The sequence below is a fragment of the Bradyrhizobium sp. HKCCYLS3070 genome, from assembly GCF_051167575.1.
GTDB lineage: Bacteria > Pseudomonadota > Alphaproteobacteria > Rhizobiales > Xanthobacteraceae > Bradyrhizobium.
On record NZ_JBNPTI010000020.1, the window covers coordinates 40217 to 57019 of the forward strand.

Below are 16803 nucleotides of genomic sequence, written 5' to 3' on the forward strand. Positions count from 1 at the left end.
CAGCTTCTGATGTGATGCCTGCTCTGGGCGCATGGACTGTTGGATCGTCCGCGCGCAGCGCTGTAGAACGGCTCCAATACGACTGCGGGCAACGCTTTGGAAACGTCGCCAGGACCTGTGTCGGTCGCGCAATGCGCCCACGAACGACGTGGCATCACAGGTCGAGCCCCTGATGCAGGAGCTCACACGACCGCGATCGCCGCCGCAAGATGAAACTCGCGACAGCGTTAGCCCAAAAATTGAACAGGGAAAATCAGCGCCGCAGACGGGCGATCGCGCCGGAAACGATCTGCATGATCACGCCGATGATCCAGCCGACCATGATCAGCGACGTCCAGACGATGTGCGGATCCTCGCGCAGGATGATGATGGCAACGGCGAAGAACGCCGTGAGGGTTGCGAGGAAGGTCCCGAAGGCGCTCAGAAATTCGGCCGTATCGATCTTCGCCTCCGGCGAGTTCTCCTCATGAGGATGAAAAGGCAGTTGCGGCGTGTCGATGCCGAGATAGAAGCCCAGTGCCCCAGACAGCATCATCACGATCAGGAAGCCCTGCGTGGTCAGCAACGGAACGCTGGAGCCGACATGGGCCCCGACGAAGACGCCGCAGGCGGCGCCCGCCAGAGCCAGACCCGAGCGTTCGAGGATATGGGCAAACTTCCTGACGCGAAACCGCATGACCTGCCCCCAATGTCAGACCGCCACACGCATGCGGCGGATTCGGCGCCTGGATCCGTCCTAACGGCAAGACCGTCACCCAAACGTCAAATCTGAAGCTGCACTCGCGCGAAAATTTTAGCTACATTTCTTTTGACGCCAGCATTGCCCGAAAGGGAGGGTCAATGCTGGCGCCAAGAGACTAGGCGGCCTTGGTGAGGCCGGCATTGAGGTGGCTCAATCTCGGCATCACCTCCTGCTTCAACAGGCGCAGCGAGTTGTGCCAGGCTTCCGGCTTGTGCTTGTAGTCGAAGCCGAACACGCACAGGGTGCCGAAGCCGCCGACCTCATGCCAGATCTTCTCGATCTTCTCGGTCACCGTCGCCGGCGAGCCGACGATCCAGTTGCGCCTGGCGCAATAGTCCACCGTCACGTCGGAATCGGGCACGTCGGGTGAGTGCTTCAGATAGTCCTTGAAGCCGAAATGACCGAGCAGGGGCAGGAAGTACTCGCCCATCATCCGTCCCATCATGTCGCCGGAGGACAAACGCCAGGCTTCCTCGTCCGTATCGGCGACGAACACCTCGCGCACCAGCCGCCAATCGCTGCGGCTGGGCTTGCGACCGGACTTGGCGGCGCCGGCCTCGACCGAGTCCCAGTGCGACGACACATAGGCGGGGTTGAGGTTGAGGCTCATCGGGATGAAGCCACGCTCACCGGCGAGCTTCAGCGTATCGGAGTTCTTCGACAGGCCGGCGACGCCGATCGGCGGATGCGGCGCCTGCACCGGCTTGATGTGCGGCTTGAGGAAGTCGAACATCACGTCGGGCTTGGTCACCGTCCAGTACTTGCCCTTGTACGTCCATGGCGCGTCCTCGGACCACATCTTCAGGATGATCTCCAGCGCCTCGCGCGTCATCTCGCGGTTCTGGCCGCTCATGCCGTCGACGTTGAACATCGCCCAGTCGCTCGGCAGGCCGGATGCGGCAATGCCGAAATTGAGCCGGCCGTCGGAGAGGTGATCGAGCATCGCGACGCGATTGGCGAGCTCGGCCGGGTGATGATAGGGCAGCAGGAAACCGCCGGGCCCGAGCCGGATGTTCTTGGTTTCACGGAAGGCCTGCGCCAGAATCAGGTCGGGCGCCGGATGCGGCTCCCAGGGCGCGGTGTGATGCTCGCCGATCCAGGCTTCCTGATAGCCGAGCTCGTCGAGCCACCGCAGGACCTGCAGATCCCATTCCTGCCCCTCCTTCAATCCGCACTCCGGCGGATGCGAGGGCATCGTGAAATATCCGATTTCCATGGCGCTTTCCTCTCGCGTTTGTATTGCGGCGCATCTTCGTGATGCGCTCATCGTCACGCGAGACGAAACACGACCAGACGAGTCGGCATCGCCGCACGTGGTCTGCGAAGTCTAGCACTTCGTCGGACAGCGACAATCGTCAGCCGTGTCGCGGGCGGAATGATGACCGCAGAATTTTGCAGCGCTGATGCGCAACATTGCGGTCATCAATTGCACGTCAGCGTGCGCCGAACGTCGTCTTGCCGAACAGCTCCTTCTGCGTCGACGGCTGCGAGCGCCAATATTGCGGAGGTGCGGCGACTTGTCCGCCGAGCTCCGCTGCCGCGTGCCAGCCCCAGCGCGGGTCATAGAGCATGCCGCGGGCCAGCGCGACCATGTCGGCCTTGCCCGAGGCCACGATCTCCTCGGCCTGCTGCGCCTGCGTGATGAGACCGACCGCGATGGTGGGAAGCCCCGTCGCCTGTTTCACGGCCGCGGCGAACGGTACCTGATAGCCGGGTCCGAGCGTGATCTTCTGCAACGGCGACACGCCGCCCGAGGAGACGTCGATCCAATCGGCGCCGCGGTGCTTCAGCGCTTGCGCAAATATGATGGTCTGATCGAGATCCCAGCCGCCGTCGACCCAGTCGGTGGCCGAGACACGCATGCCGACCGGCTTGTCCGCAGGGAAGACGGCGCGCACCGCATCGTAAACTTCGAGTGGAAAGCGCATGCGATTCTCCAGAGACCCGCCATAGCTGTCGGTGCGCTGGTTGGCGATCGGCGACAGAAACTGATGCAACAGATAGCCATGCGCGCCGTGGAGCTCGATCGCGTCGATGCCGAGCCGCGCCGCCCGCTGCGATGCGGAAACGAACGCATCGCGAATGCGGGCCAGGCCCGCGAGATCGAGCGCCTCCGGCGCGAGCTCGCCCTCCTTGTGCGGCAAGGCCGACGGCGCGACCGTCTGCCATCCGCCGTCCGCGAGCGGAATCTGCTGTCCGCCATCCCACGGCTTGTGGCTGGAGCCCTTGCGGCCGGCATGGGCGAGCTGCATCGCAACCGCAGCCTTCGAATGTTTGCGAACCGAGGCCAGGATCGGCTTCAGCGCAGCTTCCGTCACGTCGTCCCACAACCCGAGACAGCCGGGAGTGATGCGCCCGATCGGCTCGACATGCGTCGCCTCGATGCAGAACATCGCCGCGCCCGACAGCGCCAGCGTGTTGACGTGGGTGAAGTGCCAGTCATTGGCCGCGCCATTATCGGCCGAGTACTGGCACATCGGCGACACCATGATGCGGTTGGCGAGTTCGAGACTGCGCAGCTTGATCGGAGTGAACAGGGCGCTCATGCTGAGTTCCAGGCTGTGACCGTTGACGCGATGATCTGATGGCCGCGAGTGTCGATCATGGACGAGCCGCGGTCAACGCGAGCCGCCGCAGCGGTGTCGCAGCTCACTCCATCAGCGTGAACTGCAGCAGGAGCGTGCGCTGGATCATCGAGAAGTTGTCGTCGGACACCAGCGTCAGCACGGTCTCGCCCTCCGGCGTCACATGCGCATCGATGCCCTCGAGATTGTCGATCTCCTGGCCGAGATCGGCGGAGAAGATCGCCGGACCATCGACCAGCGCGCCCGGCGCAATCTGCGCCAGCGTCAGCCGGCGGATTCGAATGCCGACCCCGTTGAACAGCGAGAACTTGCGTTCGAGTACCAGAAGATCGCCCGACGGCAGCAGCACGGCATCGCTGACATCGAAGTCGTTGCTGCGAACGATGCTGAACTGTCCCGCGGCCGGTCCGCCGATCAGGAAGGCCAGCAGATTGCCGTTCGGGTCCAGACCGCGCTCGGAGAGCGCGATCAGGGTGCCGGCGAGCGGCAGGCCCTTCGGCACGACCACCAACGCCTCCAGTCCCTTGTTGTGGGGTAGCCGCTTGGCGGCCGGCGGCAGCGGCACGATCTCGCCGCGCGCGCCGGTTCCACCCTTGGCGAAGTCGTAGCGCAAGAGCTGGTTGACGCGTTCGAGGCCGACATAGACGATGTCTCCATCGCGCGCGAGCGACTCGGAATCATACCAACCGCGATCGGTGATGGGACGTCCGTCCAGACCAAGCAGCGGCGCCGCTTCGACATCGGCGAGCCCCGCGATCTCGCGGCCGGAATAGGCAATGCGGCCAGTGAACCAGCCGCCCTTGTCGCTGACCGCGAGGAAGCGTTCACCCTTGGCATCGAGCCGGATGCCGGACAGGCCGCCAAAGCCGGGAAAGGACGAGGTCAGCGCCACGCCGCTGCGATATTGCAGCATCCCGAAGCGCAGATGCGTCCGATCGCGGAGGTCGAACGAGGGCAGCGGTCGCGCGTTGACCTCGATCTTGACCGCCGATGTGACGGAGTGCTCGTCAATGGTGACGCGTCTGCGAACCGGCGCCGGCGCAAGCTGCGCAACAGCCGTCCTGGACCATGCGAATGCCGACACTCCGCCGATGGTCAGCGCAAGAAAGCGCCTGCGGTCAGCAATCGCCTGCAGCGACATCGTTAGCGGAGCCCCCTCCCCCACCTCCTCCGAGCCGGAGGAGGGACGCAGCCGGCCGACGGCCGCTTACGAATGCAGCCTGCGCTTTTGCCCCGGCGCAGGCTGCGGTGCGGCGTGGGTCTCCGTGAACAATTCGGCGAGCTTCTCGGTGATGGCGCCACCGAGCTCCTCGGCATCGACGATGGTCACCGCGCGACGGTAGTAACGCGTGACGTCGTGGCCGATGCCGATCGCGATCAGCTCGACCGGCGAGCGGGTCTCGATCTCCTCGATGATGTGGCGCAGATGCCGCTCGAGATAGTTACCGGGATTGACCGACAGCGTGGAGTCATCGACCGGCGCACCGTCCGAGATCATCATCAGGATCTTGCGCTGCTCGGCACGCCCGAGCAGGCGCTTGTGCGCCCAGTCGAGCGCCTCGCCGTCGATGTTCTCTTTCAACAACCCCTCGCGCATCATCAGACCGAGATTCTTGCGCGCCCGCCGCCACGGCGCATCGGCCGATTTGTAGATGATGTGGCGGAGGTCGTTGAGGCGGCCGGGATTGGCCGGCTTGCCGGCGGCAAGCCACGCCTCGCGCGACTGTCCGCCCTTCCACGCCCGCGTCGTGAAGCCGAGGATCTCGACCTTGACGCCGCAGCGCTCCAGCGTGCGCGCGAGAATGTCGGCGCAGGTCGCGGCCACCGTGATCGGCCGCCCACGCATCGAGCCGGAATTGTCGAGCAGCAGCGTCACCACGGTGTCGCGGAAGGTCGCTTCCTTCTCGCGCATGAACGACAACGGCTGATAGGGGTCGATGACGACGCGCGACAGCCGCGCCGGATCGAGGATGCCCTCCTCGAGATCGAACTCCCAGGCGCGGTTCTGCTGCGCCATCAGCCGGCGCTGCAGCCGGTTGGCGAGCCGCGCCACGATGCCCTGCAGATGCGCGAGCTGCTTGTCGAGATAGGAGCGCAACCGCTCCAGCTCGTCATGGTCGCACAGGTCTTCCGCGGCAATGACCTCGTCGAATTTCGGCGCGAAGGCGTGATATTCGGGGCCGCGCGGCTCGTTGGCGCCGCCGCGGTTCGGACGCGTCGCCTCGCCCGGCGTCTCGTCGTCGCCGAGTTCGCCGTCGTCGAGCGTGTCAGACGCCGAGGCCTGGGCCGCCTCCATCGCGCTCTCCGACATCTCGTCCGACGTCGTCTGCGCCTGGTCGGCGCTCATCTCCTGGGCAGCGTCGGAATCCGGCGAGCCCTCGGCGCCGGACTGCTCATTGTCGCCATCGCGATTGTCGTCGTTGTCCTCGTCCTCTTCCGAATCCGCGTTGCGCTCGTCGCCGAGATCCAGCGCCGAGAGCAGATCGTGAACCAGGTCGCCGAACTTGGCCTGGTCCTCGGTGAAACGGCCGAGCTCATCGAGACGCTGGCCGATCCTGTCCTCCAGGAACGGACGCCAGAGATCGACCACCTTGCGCGCCGCGTTCGGCGGCGCCATGCCGGTCAGCCGCTCGCGCACCAGCATCGCCAGCGCATCCGACAGCGGTGCGTCGGCGCGGTCGGTGATCTCGTCATACTTGCCGCGATGGAAATGGTCGTCGAGCATCGCCGTGAGATTCTTGGCGACGCCGGCCATGCGTTTTGCACCGATCGCCTCGACACGCGCCTGCTCGACCGCCTCGAACACGCCACGCGCCTGCGGATTGCCCGGGATCAGCTTGCGATGGATCTTCGGATCATGGCAGGCGAGCTTCAGCGCGATCGAGTCGGCATGGCCGCGCACGACGGCGGCGTCGCGCTTGGTCATCTTGCGCGCCGGCTCCGGCAGCCGGGCCTTGCCCGGCGCGAGGCCGGGACGCTCGGCCGCGAAGGAGACTTCGAGCTCAGGCGCCCTGGCGATCGCGCGCAGGCACCCCGTGACCGACCTCTTGAAAGGTTCGGTCGGTGCTTCCTTGACGCCAGGACGGGGCTTGTTGCTCGGTGTGGTCATCTGATTCCTGCGGCTATCGTCCCGGCGAACGCCAGGCCCGATAACCACCGGCGTTCGTTTGTTCGCACTCGCTCTTCCGTATCACCCGACGAGAGAGGCCGCGGCGTATGGGTCCCGGCCCGAGGCCAGAACGACGCCGGTGTGTCAGCTCAGCGCCACGTTGATGGAGGATTCCGGCAGCTCCGCATTGAAGCAGCGCTGATAGAATTCCGCGACCAGCGGACGCTCGAGCTCGTCGCACTTGTTGAGGAACGTCACACGGAAGGCGAAGCCGATGTCGCTGAAGATCTCGGCGTTCTCGGCCCAGGTGATCACCGTGCGCGGGCTCATCACCGTCGACAGATCGCCATTGGCGAAGGCGTTGCGCGTGAGGTCGGCGAGCCGCACCATCTTGTTGACGGTGTCGCGGCCCTGTGGGTTCTGATAGTGCTTGGCCTTGGCCAGCACGATCTCGACCTCCTCGTCATGGGCGAGGTAGTTGAGCGTGGTGACGATCGACCAGCGATCCATCTGGCCCTGGTTGATCTGCTGGGTTCCGTGATAGAGGCCCGAAGTGTCGCCGAGCCCGATGGTGTTGGCGGTCGCGAACAGACGGAACGCCGGGTGCGGCTTGATGACCTTGTTCTGGTCGAGCAGGGTCAGGCGGCCCGACACTTCGAGCACGCGCTGGATCACGAACATCACGTCGGGGCGGCCGGCATCATATTCGTCGAACACCAGTGCGACGTTGTGCTGCAGCGCCCAGGGCAGGATGCCGTCGCGAAATTCGGTGACCTGCTTGCCGTCCTTCACCACGATCGCGTCCTTGCCGACGAGGTCGATGCGGCTGATATGGCTGTCGAGGTTGACGCGCACGCAGGGCCAGTTGAGTCGCGCCGCGACCTGCTCGATATGGGTCGACTTGCCCGTCCCGTGGTAACCAGTCACCATCACGCGGCGGTTCTTGGCGAAGCCAGCCAGGATCGCAAGGGTGGTGGCGCGGTCGAAGCGGTAGTCGGCGTCGACTTCGGGAACATGCGGGTCGCTTGCGGAAAAGGCCGGCACCTCAAGGTCGCTGTCGATCCCGAACACCTGCCGCACCGACACCTTCATGTCGGGCACACCGGTCATCTCCTGCGCATTGGTCGTAGCGGCGGTCGTCATTCATCCTCCGAGGTCCCGGGCATTCCCGAAACCAGATTTCATGTTTGGCTGCGGTTGAAGGGCTTCGACGCCAGCCTAGCAGAGAGCACGCGCGGGCAGAAGCCTAAGCCTTGATCAAAGTTCCGTCGTTATATCATCGAGATAGGCATGAGTGGCCGTTTTCGAAAGGCTGCCCTGCGAATCGTGCCACCTTTTCGCCCACCGGCTCTTCCCAGGATCTCGACGTGGCACCCCGAGCCGGGGTTCCTACTTATCGAGGAGCTCCCCGCCCACCCTCTGCACCAACAGGAACCGCGTGGCCCATCTGCTCGATCCCCTCATTGCCTTCGTCTCAGCGCATGCGGGACTGGCTTATCTCACCCTGTTTCTGGCCGCCCTGCTGGAGGCGATCCCGATCGTGGGCTCGGTGGTTCCAGGCACGACCATCATCCTGGCGCTGAGCGCATTGATTCCGGGCGGCGAGCTGACCCTGCAATGGGTGCTGGCGGCGGCGATCCTGGGCGCGGTGCTGGGGGACGGCGGGGCGTTCTGGGTCGGCCATCGCAGGCAGCGCGAGATCTTGACGAGCTGGCCGTTCTCGAACTATCCGCGCCTGGTGGCGCAGAGCGAGGCCCTGTTCCACCGTTTCGGCACCCTGGCGATCTTCTTCGCCCGCTTTATCGCGCCGATCCGCGCCGTCGTACCGATCACGGCCGGCGCGCTCGACATCCCTCCGCCCCGCTTCTACGCCGTGAACATCCCTGCCATCGTGCTGTGGGCCTGCGCCCATGTCCTGCCCGGAGTATTCGCCGTGCAGCTGTTGCACCGTTATGGCGGCATTCCGCATCATAGCCATATCGCCAAGTCCACCTGGATCATCGCGACTGTCGCGGGCACGATCGTGGTCTGGCTCGTGCTGTGGCTCGTGCGGAAGCGACGCGAAACGCAGCTGGCGGCCGGCACGGCGGAATAGGCGGACGGCGGTCGCTAGAGCGTCTCCAGGGTAGCGCCGCGCCCCGGGATGGGTCCGGTGTAGCGGGCGCGCGGCCGGATCAGGCGGCCGAACTGCAGCTGCTCGCAGGCATGGGCGATCCAGCCGACGCAGCGCGCCATCGCGAACAGCGCCAGCTCGCTTCCCGCGGGCAGCCGCAGGCTGTGAACCAGCACGGCCAGCGCGTAATCGATGTTCACGAATTCACCGGTCGCTTCCGCGATCCGCTCGGGCACCTCGCGGGTGAATTTGCGCGGCGCACCGGCGCGCGTCAGCGCCTCCAGGAGCGAGATGGCGCGAGGGTCGCCGTGCTTGTAAACGCCGTGGCCGAAGCCGGCGAAGCGCTCGCCGAGCGCCACCCGCTCGCGGATCAGCGGCGCGACATCGCGATCGATGAGTGCCTTCACCAGTTGCGACGCCAGGACGCCGGCGCCGCCGTGCTGCGGTCCCTTGAGCGCCGCAAGACCCGCGATGACGGCATCGTAGAGGCTGAGGCCCGTCGACGCCGCACAGCGGACGGTGAAGGTCGACGCGTTCAGCTCATGATCGGCCAGCAGCACCAGGGTGCGACGGATCAGGTCCGGCGCATGTTCATGTCCGGGCACCCAGCTCCGCGCGACCTGAACATGGAGCGGATCGGCTGACGCTGGCTGGTTCAACATGGTTGCGACCACAAGCCGAACGATGCGCGCGCCGACCAGCGCCCGACCGTCGGGAGCGCGGTTGAAAGCCGCGGGATCAGCATGTGTCGCCAGCGCCAGTACCGCGATGGCGCGGTCGATCGGCGCCGCGCGCCGCGCAGCATCGGCGATGAAACCCATCTCCTCCGACACGGCCGGAAGGTTGCCTGGCGCAAACGGATCGAGCGCGGTCACGTCCCACAGCAGCGTCGCAGCATGCTCCAGCGTGCCGCGCACGGCCAGGTCGACGCAATTGACGCCGCGATAGATCGGACCGGCTTCGGTGATCGTCGACACGGCGGAATCGAACACGGGGAGGTCCGCATCGAAGCTACGGAAGGCGCGCGGCTCGGGGGCCGGTGCGCGCCTTTCCTTCAGGGCTCGGATGTCCTCGGCGCGATAGCGGTTGCTGCGCGAATTCGGAGACGGCTCGGAGCGGACCAGTCCGCGGCTGACATAGGCGTAGAGGGTGGCCGGCGAGATCGCGAGTTCCGCCGAAGCTTCACGAGCAGATAGGTAAAGACCGCTGTCTTTTTTCATATTGATCAGCTTAATCAAGATTGATCAAGTTGTCGACTGGGCGGATCTTGTCAGCGTGATCATTCTCGAAGGAGACCCTCGCCATGACCATCCAGCTCGGCAAGACCCCGATCGGCCTCGACGGCATCGCCGCCGCCGAGACCGTGCTCAGCCACGTCGACGGCCAGCAGGGGGAGCTCATCATCGCCGGAGCGCGTGTGGCCGATCTCGCCGCCGCCAGCGGCTTCGAGGGCGTGACCGCCCGGCTATGGAGCGCGGCGACGAAGCGCACCGTCGGCGAGGCCGAGGTCCGCGCCAGCCTTGGCCGTGCCCGCGAGCGTGCCTTTGCCCGGCTGCCCGAGCTGCTCGCCGCGACCTCCGGCCTGTCGATCATCGACGGCTTCCGCGCCGCCGTCGCGGCGCTGCGGTCCGAACCCGGGCTCGACGACGAAGCCACGATCGTCGGCGCCTGCCCGGTGATCGCCGGCGCCCTGGTCCAGCGCGCCCAGGGAACACAGCCGATCGCGCCCGACCCTGACGCCGGTCACGCCGCAGACACGTTGCGGATGGTCCGCGGCGACACGCCCGAGAGCGGCGAGGTGGCGGCGCTGGACACGTATCTCGTCACCGTCAGCGATCACGGCATGAACGCCTCGACCTTCGCCGCGCGCGTCGTCGCCTCGACCCAGGCCGACCTGTTCGCGTCAGTCACCGCCGGCTATTGCGCGCTCACCGGCCCGCTGCATGGCGGCGCGCCGGAGCCGGTGCTGGAGATGCTCAACGCGATCGGCACGCGCGACAACATCAGGCCGTGGGTCGACGCGGCGCTCGGCCGTGGCGAGCGGCTGATGGGGTTCGGGCATCGGATCTATCGCGTGCGCGATCCGCGGGCCGACGTGCTCAAGGGCGCGATCGAGCGGCTGGCGGGCAGCGGGGCTGATCTGCCTTTTGCGAGCGAGGTAGAGGCTTACATTCGCCAAGCGCTGCGGCGGAAGAATCCGGAGCGCGTGCTCGACACCAATGTCGAGTTCTTCACCGCCATCCTGCTCGATGCGCTGAAGATTCCGCGCCAGGCGTTCACGCCGATCTTCGCGGTGGCGCGTGCCGCCGGCTGGACGGCGCATGCCCGCGAGCAACAGCGCACCGGGCGGTTGATCCGGCCGAGCTCGGCCTATATCGGGCCGAAGCCCTGATACCTTCAACATACCTTCAACGCGACGTGCGGCAGCCTCGCGCGCTGCCGCGCGTCAGCCCTTCACCACCGTCTTCAGGTAGTTGTAGGCCTTGATGATCTCGATCAGGCGATCCTCGGTGGAGCGGTCGCCGCCATTGGCATCGGGATGGTGCTGCTTCACCAGCGCCTTGTACTTGACCTTGACATCCTCGAGCGTCGCGTCGGGACCGAGGCCCATCACCTGCAGCGCCTTGCGCTCGGCGTTGAAGACCTTGCGCGTCTCGGCCTTGGGAGCCGAGCGCGGATCCGGACGCCAACTGCCGCGGCCGTTGATCTCGGCGAATACGCTGAACGGATCGGCGGCATCGCCGAGATCGCCCTCGGCGCTGCCGGTGCCGCGCTTGGCCGACGTGTTGGCACCCATCTTCCAGGTCGGGCGGTGTCCGGTCAGCGCATCCTTCTGATAGCGCGCGACCGCTTCGGCGTTCATCCCCGAGAAGAAATTGTAGGACTGGTTGTACTCGCGCACGTGATCGAGACAGAAGTGCCAATACTCGCGCGCGTTCTCGCGTCCCTTGGGCGCGCGATGCGAGCCCTTGTTCTTGCAGTCCGGCCACTGACAGGGCTGGGCCTCCTCGCGCACCACCGGCTGCCGCGCAGCCTGCTTCTTGGGCTTGATGCGGATGGAGTCGAAGAATTTGTTTGAATCGATCGGCATGGCGGACTTTGACTACGCAACGCGAAAAGCTTCAAGTCTTGACATTGCGAATACCTCAGGCGGGGACCGCCGATTGACGAAAAATAATTTGATGCGTATTTCCAGAGACCATGCGGACCCGAGATGCTATCATCAAAAAGTTGCGCGAAGCTTTCTCGCCCGAAAGCCTCGATGTTCAAGACGAATCACATCTGCATGAAGGCCATATGGGCCATCAGCCGAGCGGTGAGACCCATTTCCGCGTGTATATTGTGTCGCAGGCCTTCGCCGGCAAGAGCCGTGTCGATCGCCACCGCCTGATCAACGCCGCATTGGCAGCGGAACTTGCCGGCTCGGTGCACGCGCTCGCGCTGCATGCGAAGGCGCCGGGCGAGGCTTGATCCCCAATTAGAACGCCGTGCCCGCACGGCGCGGCCGCGCCTCCTCGGTTTCGCCGCGCGGCACCGGTACGATACGCAGCGCGGTGATGCGATTGCGCTCCCGGCGCAGCACGCGAAAGCGGAAGCCGTGGAACGTGAAGCTCTGGCCGCGCTCGGGGATCGAACGCGCCTCGTGAATGACGAGACCGGCAACTGTCGTTGCTTCCTCATCGGGCAGCGTCCAGTCCATCGCGCGATTGAGATCGCGGATCGGCACTGAGCCATCGACGACGACGGACCCGTCCGGCTGCAGGCGCACACCCGCGACCTGCACATCTTGCTCGTCGGAGATGTCGCCGACGATCTCCTCCAGAATATCCTCCAGCGTGACGATGCCTTCGACCTCGCCATACTCGTCGACCACGAGCGCGAAATGCGTCTTGCGCCGGCGGAACGCCTTGAGCTGTTCCGACACGGAGCGCATCTCCGGTACGAACCACGGCGGGAGCGCCAGTGAAGCAACGTCGATGTGCGACACATCGCCCTCGGCGGCGCGGATCGCACGCAGCAGGTCCTTCGCATGCAGCACGCCGATGATGTTCTCCGGCGTGCCGCGCCACAGCGGGATGCGTGTGTACTCGGTGGCGAGCACCTCGCGCACCAGTTCCTCCTGCGGCAGGTCCGCATTCACCATCACCATTTCGGTGCGGTGGACCATCACGTCGGACACCTGCAATTCGCGCAGATCGAGTAGGCCGCCGAGCATGTCGCGGTCCTGCTTCTCGACCTTGCCTTCATGATGCAACAGATCGACCGCGCCGCGCAGGCGTTCGGTCGGCGACAGGATCGGCTGATTGGCCCCGACCTTGAAGCCGATCAGCCGCATCAGCCCGCGCACGATCGCCTCGATCACGGCAAGCACCGGACCGAGCACGAACACAGTCGCGCGCATCGGCCTGGCGACCGCGAGCGAGACGCGATCCGGCGCATTGATCGCGATCGTCTTCGGCAGCACCTCGGCAAAGATCACGACCAGCGCGGTCATCACGCCGGTCGCGTAGAGCACGCCGACCTCACCGAACCAGGCGGTAAAAATACCGGTCGCCAGCGCGGAGGCGCCGATATTGGCGATGTTGTTGCCGAGCAGCAGGGCCCCGATCAGCCGTTCGCGCATGTCGAACAGGCTCGACACCACATCGGCATCGCGATTGCCCTGCTTCGACAGCCGCAGCATCGAGGCGCGGGAGGCACCGGTCAGCGCGGTCTCGCTCAGCGCAAAGAAGGCCGAGGCGGCGAGGAGGAGGATGACGACGGAGAGTGTGAACCAGTCCATGACGCCGATGTCGCTCTGTAGGGAGGCCGCCGATGATCCGTTGGCACTGCTCAATACGGCGTAAAGCCCGGGATCAGCTTCTGCTGCGCAATTTGGCCTGGAGAAAGTCGCGGACGCGCGCCGGATCGACGTCCTTCGCGATGACGGCGCGGCCGATGGCTTCCATCAGGATGAAGGTGAGCTTGCCGCGCTTGACCTTCTTGTCCTGCGCCATCAAGGCCAAGAGCCGATCGGCGTCGCCGATCCCCTCCTGGGCGAAGCCGGCGATGTCCTGCAGATGGGTCGGCAGACCGACCGCGGCAAGGTGACGCTCGATCCTGACGACGTCGTCGGGCGGCAGCATGCCGAGCTCGGCCGAGAACTGCGCCGCCAGCACCATGCCGACCGCGACGCCCTCGCCGTGGAACAGCCGGTCGGAGAAGCCGGTCACGGCCTCCAGCGCATGGCCGAAGGTGTGGCCGAGATTGAGCAGCGCCCGGTCGCCGGTCTCGCGCTCGTCGCGGGCGACGATCGCCGCCTTGGCGCGACAGGAGGTCGCGACCGCGTGCTCACGCGCCGCACCGCCCTTGACGATGTCGGCATGGTTGGCCTCGAGCCAGGCGAAGAAGCTGGCATCGCCGAGCAGGCCGTATTTGGCGACCTCGGCATAGCCGGCGCGGAACTGGCGCGGCGACAGGGTGTCGAGCACGGCCGTGTCGGCGATCACCAGCACCGGCTGGTGGAAGGCGCCGAGCAGGTTCTTGCCCTGGGGCGAATTGATGCCGGTCTTGCCGCCGACGGAGGAATCGACCTGCGCCAGCAGCGAGGTCGGCACCTGCACGAAATCGACGCCGCGGCGCAGGATGGCGGCCGCGAAGCCGGCGAGATCCCCGACCACCCCGCCGCCGAGCGCGATGACGAGATCGTTGCGCTCGATCCTGGCAGCGATCAGCGCCTCGCTGACCTTCTCCAGGCCGGCATAGGTCTTGGAGCCCTCGCCCTCATCGACCACAATCGTGGACGCCGGGATGCCCGCCTCCGCCAGGATCGCTTCGGCCGGCTTCAGCCAATGCGCGGCCACGGTACGGTCGGTGACGATGGCGGTGCGCACGCCGGGCCGCAGCGCCGCGATCCGCTGGCCGAGTGAAGCCAGCACGCCGCGGCCGATGACGATGTCATAGGCGCGCTCGCCGAGCGCGACGTCGACGATGATCGGATCGGAATGCTTCAGTGGTGCTGTCATCGGAGCGCGCCCATCGCCTGCGGAGGATCGGGTTGAACTGGATCGGGTTGTGGTCCGGCCGGCCCCGCCTCGGTCTCCGGTGGCGAGAAGAACGCCTGCAGCGCCTCCATGCAGTCCTCGACAACGCGATCATGCGGCACATCGCGCGAGCAGATCGTGAGATCGGCAAGCTGGTAGACCGGCTCGCGCTCGACGAGCAGGCGAGCGACCGTGCCTTCCGGATCGGCGGTCTGCAGCAGCGGCCGGTCGGCCCGCCGCCGGACGCGGCGCATGATCACGTCGGCATCGGCCTTGAGCCACACCGAGACCGCCTTCTCCTGGATGCGCCGCCGCGTCTCCTCGCGCATGAAGGCGCCGCCACCGGTTGCCAGCACGGCCGGACCATTTTCGAGCAGGCGGGCGATCACCCTGGCCTCGCCGTTGCGGAAATAGTCCTCGCCGCGCGACTCGAAGATTTCCGGTATGGTCATGCCGGCCGCGGTCTCGATCTCGGTGTCCGCATCGACGAAGGGCAGCCGCAACCGCGCCGCGAGCCGCCGGCCCACGGTCGACTTGCCGACACCCATCATGCCGACCAGCACGATCAGCCGCTTGCCGAGGCCTGCGAGAATCGCGGCCTCCGGAGCGGCTGGGCTGGGTGCGGGTTGCGTCGTGTCGGTCATCTCCAGGCTTCTAACCCAGCCCCTGCTGCTTTCAAAGGCATCCTGTTCCGTCCCCCCGAGCCAAGGCGAGCTGCCCGGTCTGCCCGACGGGCTTGCAAGGCCGATGCGAACATGTTGGATGAAACTGTTCCCTTTCTGGTGGCCTGCGCGACCGACATGCCCAGCCTGTTCCGCTTCCTGACCGTCATCGCCGTCATCGTCGGCGTGGTCTATGGCGCGATCTACGCGCTGGCGAATTTCGTCAATCCGAAGCCGCGCGAGATGACGGTGACGATCCCGCCCGACAGGTTCCAGAAGAGATGAGCGGCGCCGCTGCGACGAACCGAAAAGCCACAGGGCATTGATTAAGAATTTTGCGGTTGTCTGAGGCGGCCGGGCGCCGCGATATCGGCCAGATTTGCAGTCACCGCTCGCCGTGCCGGCACGAATACCTCGTAGTGATTCGATCGCCTCGGACGCAGCGGATTTCACGACATGAAGGTCAAGGCCTCCGACGCCGGGCTGATGAGCCTGTTCCTCGACATGATGGCCGCCGAGCAGGGCGCCGGTCAGAACACGCTGGACGCCTATCGCCGCGACCTCACCGATCTCTCCGAATTTCTCGGCGGCAAGGCCAACGGCTTCGCCACGGCCGACACCCAGGCCTTGCGCGACTATCTCGCCGATCTCGACACCAGGGGTTTCAAATCCTCCAGCGTGGCGCGGCGGCTGTCGGCGATGCGGCACCTGTTTCGCTTCCTGCTGAGCGAGCGCATCCGCAGCGACGATCCCGCTGCCATCCTGTCGGGCCCGAAACGCGGCCGGCCGCTGCCCAAGGTGCTGTCGATCGGCGATGTCGACCGGATGCTGACCCGCGCCAAGGAGCTGAGCGAGGGCGCGGACGCTTCGCCGGCGCAGCGGCTGCGCGCGCTTCGCCTGTATTGCCTGCTCGAGGTGCTCTACGCGACCGGCCTGCGCGTCTCCGAGCTGGTAGCGCTGCCGCGCACCGCGGCGCGCAACGACGCCCGCATGATCGTGGTGCGCGGCAAGGGCAACAAGGAGCGGCTGGTGCCGCTGAACCAGGCCTCGCGCCAGGCGATGGCCGACTATCTTGCCGCGCTGGATGCGCTGAAGCCCGAGAAGAAGGCCAGTGCGACATTCGGCAAATGGCTGTTTCCGTCGTTCGGCGAGAGCGGCCACCTCACCCGCCAGCACTTCGCCCGCGACCTCAAGGAGCTCGCGGTGGCGAGCGGCCTGCCGGCCCGGCTGGTGTCGCCGCACGTGCTGCGCCACGCCTTCGCCAGCCATCTGCTGCACAACGGCGCCGACCTGCGCATCGTCCAGACCCTGCTCGGCCACACCGACATCTCGACCACCCAGATCTACACCCACGTGGTCGAGGAGCGGCTCAAGAGCCTGGTGCGCGACCTGCACCCGCTGGCCGAGACCTGACCTCGCTTCACACCTTCCCGAAACCAAATCCGCCGGCGTGACGCCCGGCCGGCTTGACTTCGCGCCCGTCTGCCCCGAAAGAGCGCCATCCTGCCCGCGATCCCGGCGCGATGCCTGGAGGCTGGGCACCGATCGTACCCTAAGCTCCTGAAGTCC

16 protein-coding genes are annotated in these 16803 nt (G+C 66.1%); 5 read left to right on the forward strand and 11 right to left on the reverse strand.

The window, feature by feature from the left end; translation table 11 throughout:
• Positions 1 to 253 precede the first annotated feature (253 nt).
• The 6 genes from ACQR03_RS31995 to cobS all read right to left on the reverse strand — a co-directional run bounded on the left by ACQR03_RS31995 (position 254) and on the right by cobS (position 7579).
• Complete coding sequence (locus ACQR03_RS31995) at positions 254 to 676, reverse strand: hypothetical protein (RefSeq protein WP_315715425.1); 423 nt, start codon at positions 674 to 676, stop codon at positions 254 to 256.
• Between the two features lie 181 nt (positions 677 to 857).
• Positions 858 to 1958: an LLM class flavin-dependent oxidoreductase gene (locus tag ACQR03_RS32000; RefSeq protein ID WP_315825518.1), complete on the reverse strand. Its 1101-nt coding sequence runs from the start codon at positions 1956 to 1958 to the stop codon at positions 858 to 860.
• A 217-nt stretch (positions 1959 to 2175) separates the two neighbouring features.
• On the reverse strand, positions 2176 to 3288 hold the full coding sequence (locus ACQR03_RS32005; protein WP_315752303.1) for an NADH:flavin oxidoreductase/NADH oxidase: 1113 nt from the start codon (positions 3286 to 3288) through the stop codon (positions 2176 to 2178).
• A gap of 103 nt (positions 3289 to 3391) precedes the next feature.
• Positions 3392 to 4468, reverse strand: coding sequence for an esterase-like activity of phytase family protein (locus ACQR03_RS32010; protein WP_315715233.1), 1077 nt, complete (start codon positions 4466 to 4468; stop codon positions 3392 to 3394).
• A gap of 66 nt (positions 4469 to 4534) precedes the next feature.
• Positions 4535 to 6436 (reverse strand): cobaltochelatase subunit CobT, encoded by a 1902-nt coding sequence (cobT, locus tag ACQR03_RS32015; protein ID WP_315715232.1) that lies wholly within the window; start codon positions 6434 to 6436, stop codon positions 4535 to 4537.
• A 144-nt stretch (positions 6437 to 6580) separates the two neighbouring features.
• Positions 6581 to 7579: a cobaltochelatase subunit CobS gene (cobS, locus tag ACQR03_RS32020; RefSeq protein ID WP_315715231.1), complete on the reverse strand. Its 999-nt coding sequence runs from the start codon at positions 7577 to 7579 to the stop codon at positions 6581 to 6583.
• Positions 7580 to 7874: 295 nt separating this feature from the next.
• Between cobS and ACQR03_RS32025 the strand changes: the two genes are divergently transcribed.
• Positions 7875 to 8531, forward strand: a complete 657-nt coding sequence (locus tag ACQR03_RS32025; RefSeq protein ID WP_315752305.1) for a DedA family protein — start codon at positions 7875 to 7877, stop codon at positions 8529 to 8531.
• Positions 8532 to 8545: 14 nt separating this feature from the next.
• Here the strand turns inward: ACQR03_RS32025 and ACQR03_RS32030 are convergent, their stop codons facing one another.
• Entirely contained in the window at positions 8546 to 9769 is a 1224-nt protein-coding gene (locus tag ACQR03_RS32030) for a citrate synthase family protein (protein ID WP_315752306.1), read from the reverse strand.
• Positions 9770 to 9852: 83 nt separating this feature from the next.
• Here ACQR03_RS32030 and ACQR03_RS32035 point away from each other — a divergent pair, with 83 nt between their 5' ends.
• Entirely contained in the window at positions 9853 to 10941 is a 1089-nt protein-coding gene (locus ACQR03_RS32035; protein ID WP_315752307.1) for a citrate synthase/methylcitrate synthase, read from the forward strand.
• A gap of 54 nt (positions 10942 to 10995) precedes the next feature.
• On the opposite strand, the gene ACQR03_RS32040 is transcribed toward ACQR03_RS32035, so the two are convergent.
• Complete coding sequence (locus tag ACQR03_RS32040; protein ID WP_315715227.1) at positions 10996 to 11640, reverse strand: J domain-containing protein; 645 nt, start codon at positions 11638 to 11640, stop codon at positions 10996 to 10998.
• A 110-nt stretch (positions 11641 to 11750) separates the two neighbouring features.
• Here ACQR03_RS32040 and ACQR03_RS32045 point away from each other — a divergent pair, with 110 nt between their 5' ends.
• Complete coding sequence (locus ACQR03_RS32045; protein ID WP_315752308.1) at positions 11751 to 12020, forward strand: BolA family protein; 270 nt, start codon at positions 11751 to 11753, stop codon at positions 12018 to 12020.
• Between the two features lie 7 nt (positions 12021 to 12027).
• Here ACQR03_RS32045 and ACQR03_RS32050 read toward each other — a convergent pair whose 3' ends face one another.
• The 3 genes from ACQR03_RS32050 to ACQR03_RS32060 form a co-directional block, all read right to left on the reverse strand.
• Positions 12028 to 13332, reverse strand: coding sequence for an HlyC/CorC family transporter (locus ACQR03_RS32050; RefSeq protein ID WP_315715225.1), 1305 nt, complete (start codon positions 13330 to 13332; stop codon positions 12028 to 12030).
• A 73-nt stretch (positions 13333 to 13405) separates the two neighbouring features.
• On the reverse strand, positions 13406 to 14554 hold the full coding sequence (gene aroB, locus ACQR03_RS32055; RefSeq protein WP_315825524.1) for a 3-dehydroquinate synthase: 1149 nt from the start codon (positions 14552 to 14554) through the stop codon (positions 13406 to 13408).
• Positions 14551 to 15216, reverse strand: a complete 666-nt coding sequence (locus ACQR03_RS32060) for a shikimate kinase (protein ID WP_315715223.1) — start codon at positions 15214 to 15216, stop codon at positions 14551 to 14553. Before ACQR03_RS32060 ends, aroB begins: the two co-directional genes overlap by 4 nt.
• A gap of 156 nt (positions 15217 to 15372) precedes the next feature.
• Between ACQR03_RS32060 and ACQR03_RS32065 the strand changes: the two genes are divergently transcribed.
• Together ACQR03_RS32065 and xerD are read left to right on the forward strand one after the other, a co-directional pair.
• A complete protein-coding gene (locus ACQR03_RS32065) occupies positions 15373 to 15519 on the forward strand; it encodes a histidine kinase (RefSeq protein WP_315715424.1) in 147 nt (48 codons plus the stop codon).
• 171 nt (positions 15520 to 15690) lie between these two features.
• Positions 15691 to 16647, forward strand: coding sequence for a site-specific tyrosine recombinase XerD (gene xerD / locus ACQR03_RS32070; RefSeq protein ID WP_315715222.1), 957 nt, complete (start codon positions 15691 to 15693; stop codon positions 16645 to 16647).
• The last annotated feature ends 156 nt before the right edge of the window (positions 16648 to 16803 follow it).

Excerpts from the sequence above, each read along its gene's own strand:
- ACQR03_RS32040 (WP_315715227.1), bottom strand. The coding sequence starts at position 11,640 with ATGCCGATCGATTCAAACAAATTCTTCGACTCCATCCGCATCAAGCCC.
- ACQR03_RS32010 (WP_315715233.1), bottom strand. The coding sequence starts at position 4,468 with ATGTCGCTGCAGGCGATTGCTGACCGCAGGCGCTTTCTTGCGCTGACC.
- ACQR03_RS32030 (WP_315752306.1), bottom strand. The coding sequence starts at position 9,769 with ATGAAAAAAGACAGCGGTCTTTACCTATCTGCTCGTGAAGCTTCGGCG.
- xerD (WP_315715222.1), top strand. The coding sequence starts at position 15,691 with ATGAAGGTCAAGGCCTCCGACGCCGGGCTGATGAGCCTGTTCCTCGAC.
- ACQR03_RS32005 (WP_315752303.1), bottom strand. The coding sequence starts at position 3,288 with ATGAGCGCCCTGTTCACTCCGATCAAGCTGCGCAGTCTCGAACTCGCC.
- ACQR03_RS32060 (WP_315715223.1), bottom strand. The coding sequence starts at position 15,216 with ATGACCGACACGACGCAACCCGCACCCAGCCCAGCCGCTCCGGAGGCC.
- ACQR03_RS31995 (WP_315715425.1), bottom strand. The coding sequence starts at position 676 with ATGCGGTTTCGCGTCAGGAAGTTTGCCCATATCCTCGAACGCTCGGGT.
- ACQR03_RS32045 (WP_315752308.1), top strand. The coding sequence starts at position 11,751 with ATGCGGACCCGAGATGCTATCATCAAAAAGTTGCGCGAAGCTTTCTCG.
- cobT (WP_315715232.1), bottom strand. The coding sequence starts at position 6,436 with ATGACCACACCGAGCAACAAGCCCCGTCCTGGCGTCAAGGAAGCACCG.
- ACQR03_RS32065 (WP_315715424.1), top strand. The coding sequence starts at position 15,373 with ATGCCCAGCCTGTTCCGCTTCCTGACCGTCATCGCCGTCATCGTCGGC.
- ACQR03_RS32050 (WP_315715225.1), bottom strand. The coding sequence starts at position 13,332 with ATGGACTGGTTCACACTCTCCGTCGTCATCCTCCTCCTCGCCGCCTCG.
- cobS (WP_315715231.1), bottom strand. The coding sequence starts at position 7,579 with ATGACGACCGCCGCTACGACCAATGCGCAGGAGATGACCGGTGTGCCC.
- aroB (WP_315825524.1), bottom strand. The coding sequence starts at position 14,554 with ATGACAGCACCACTGAAGCATTCCGATCCGATCATCGTCGACGTCGCG.
- ACQR03_RS32035 (WP_315752307.1), top strand. The coding sequence starts at position 9,853 with ATGACCATCCAGCTCGGCAAGACCCCGATCGGCCTCGACGGCATCGCC.
- ACQR03_RS32000 (WP_315825518.1), bottom strand. The coding sequence starts at position 1,958 with ATGGAAATCGGATATTTCACGATGCCCTCGCATCCGCCGGAGTGCGGA.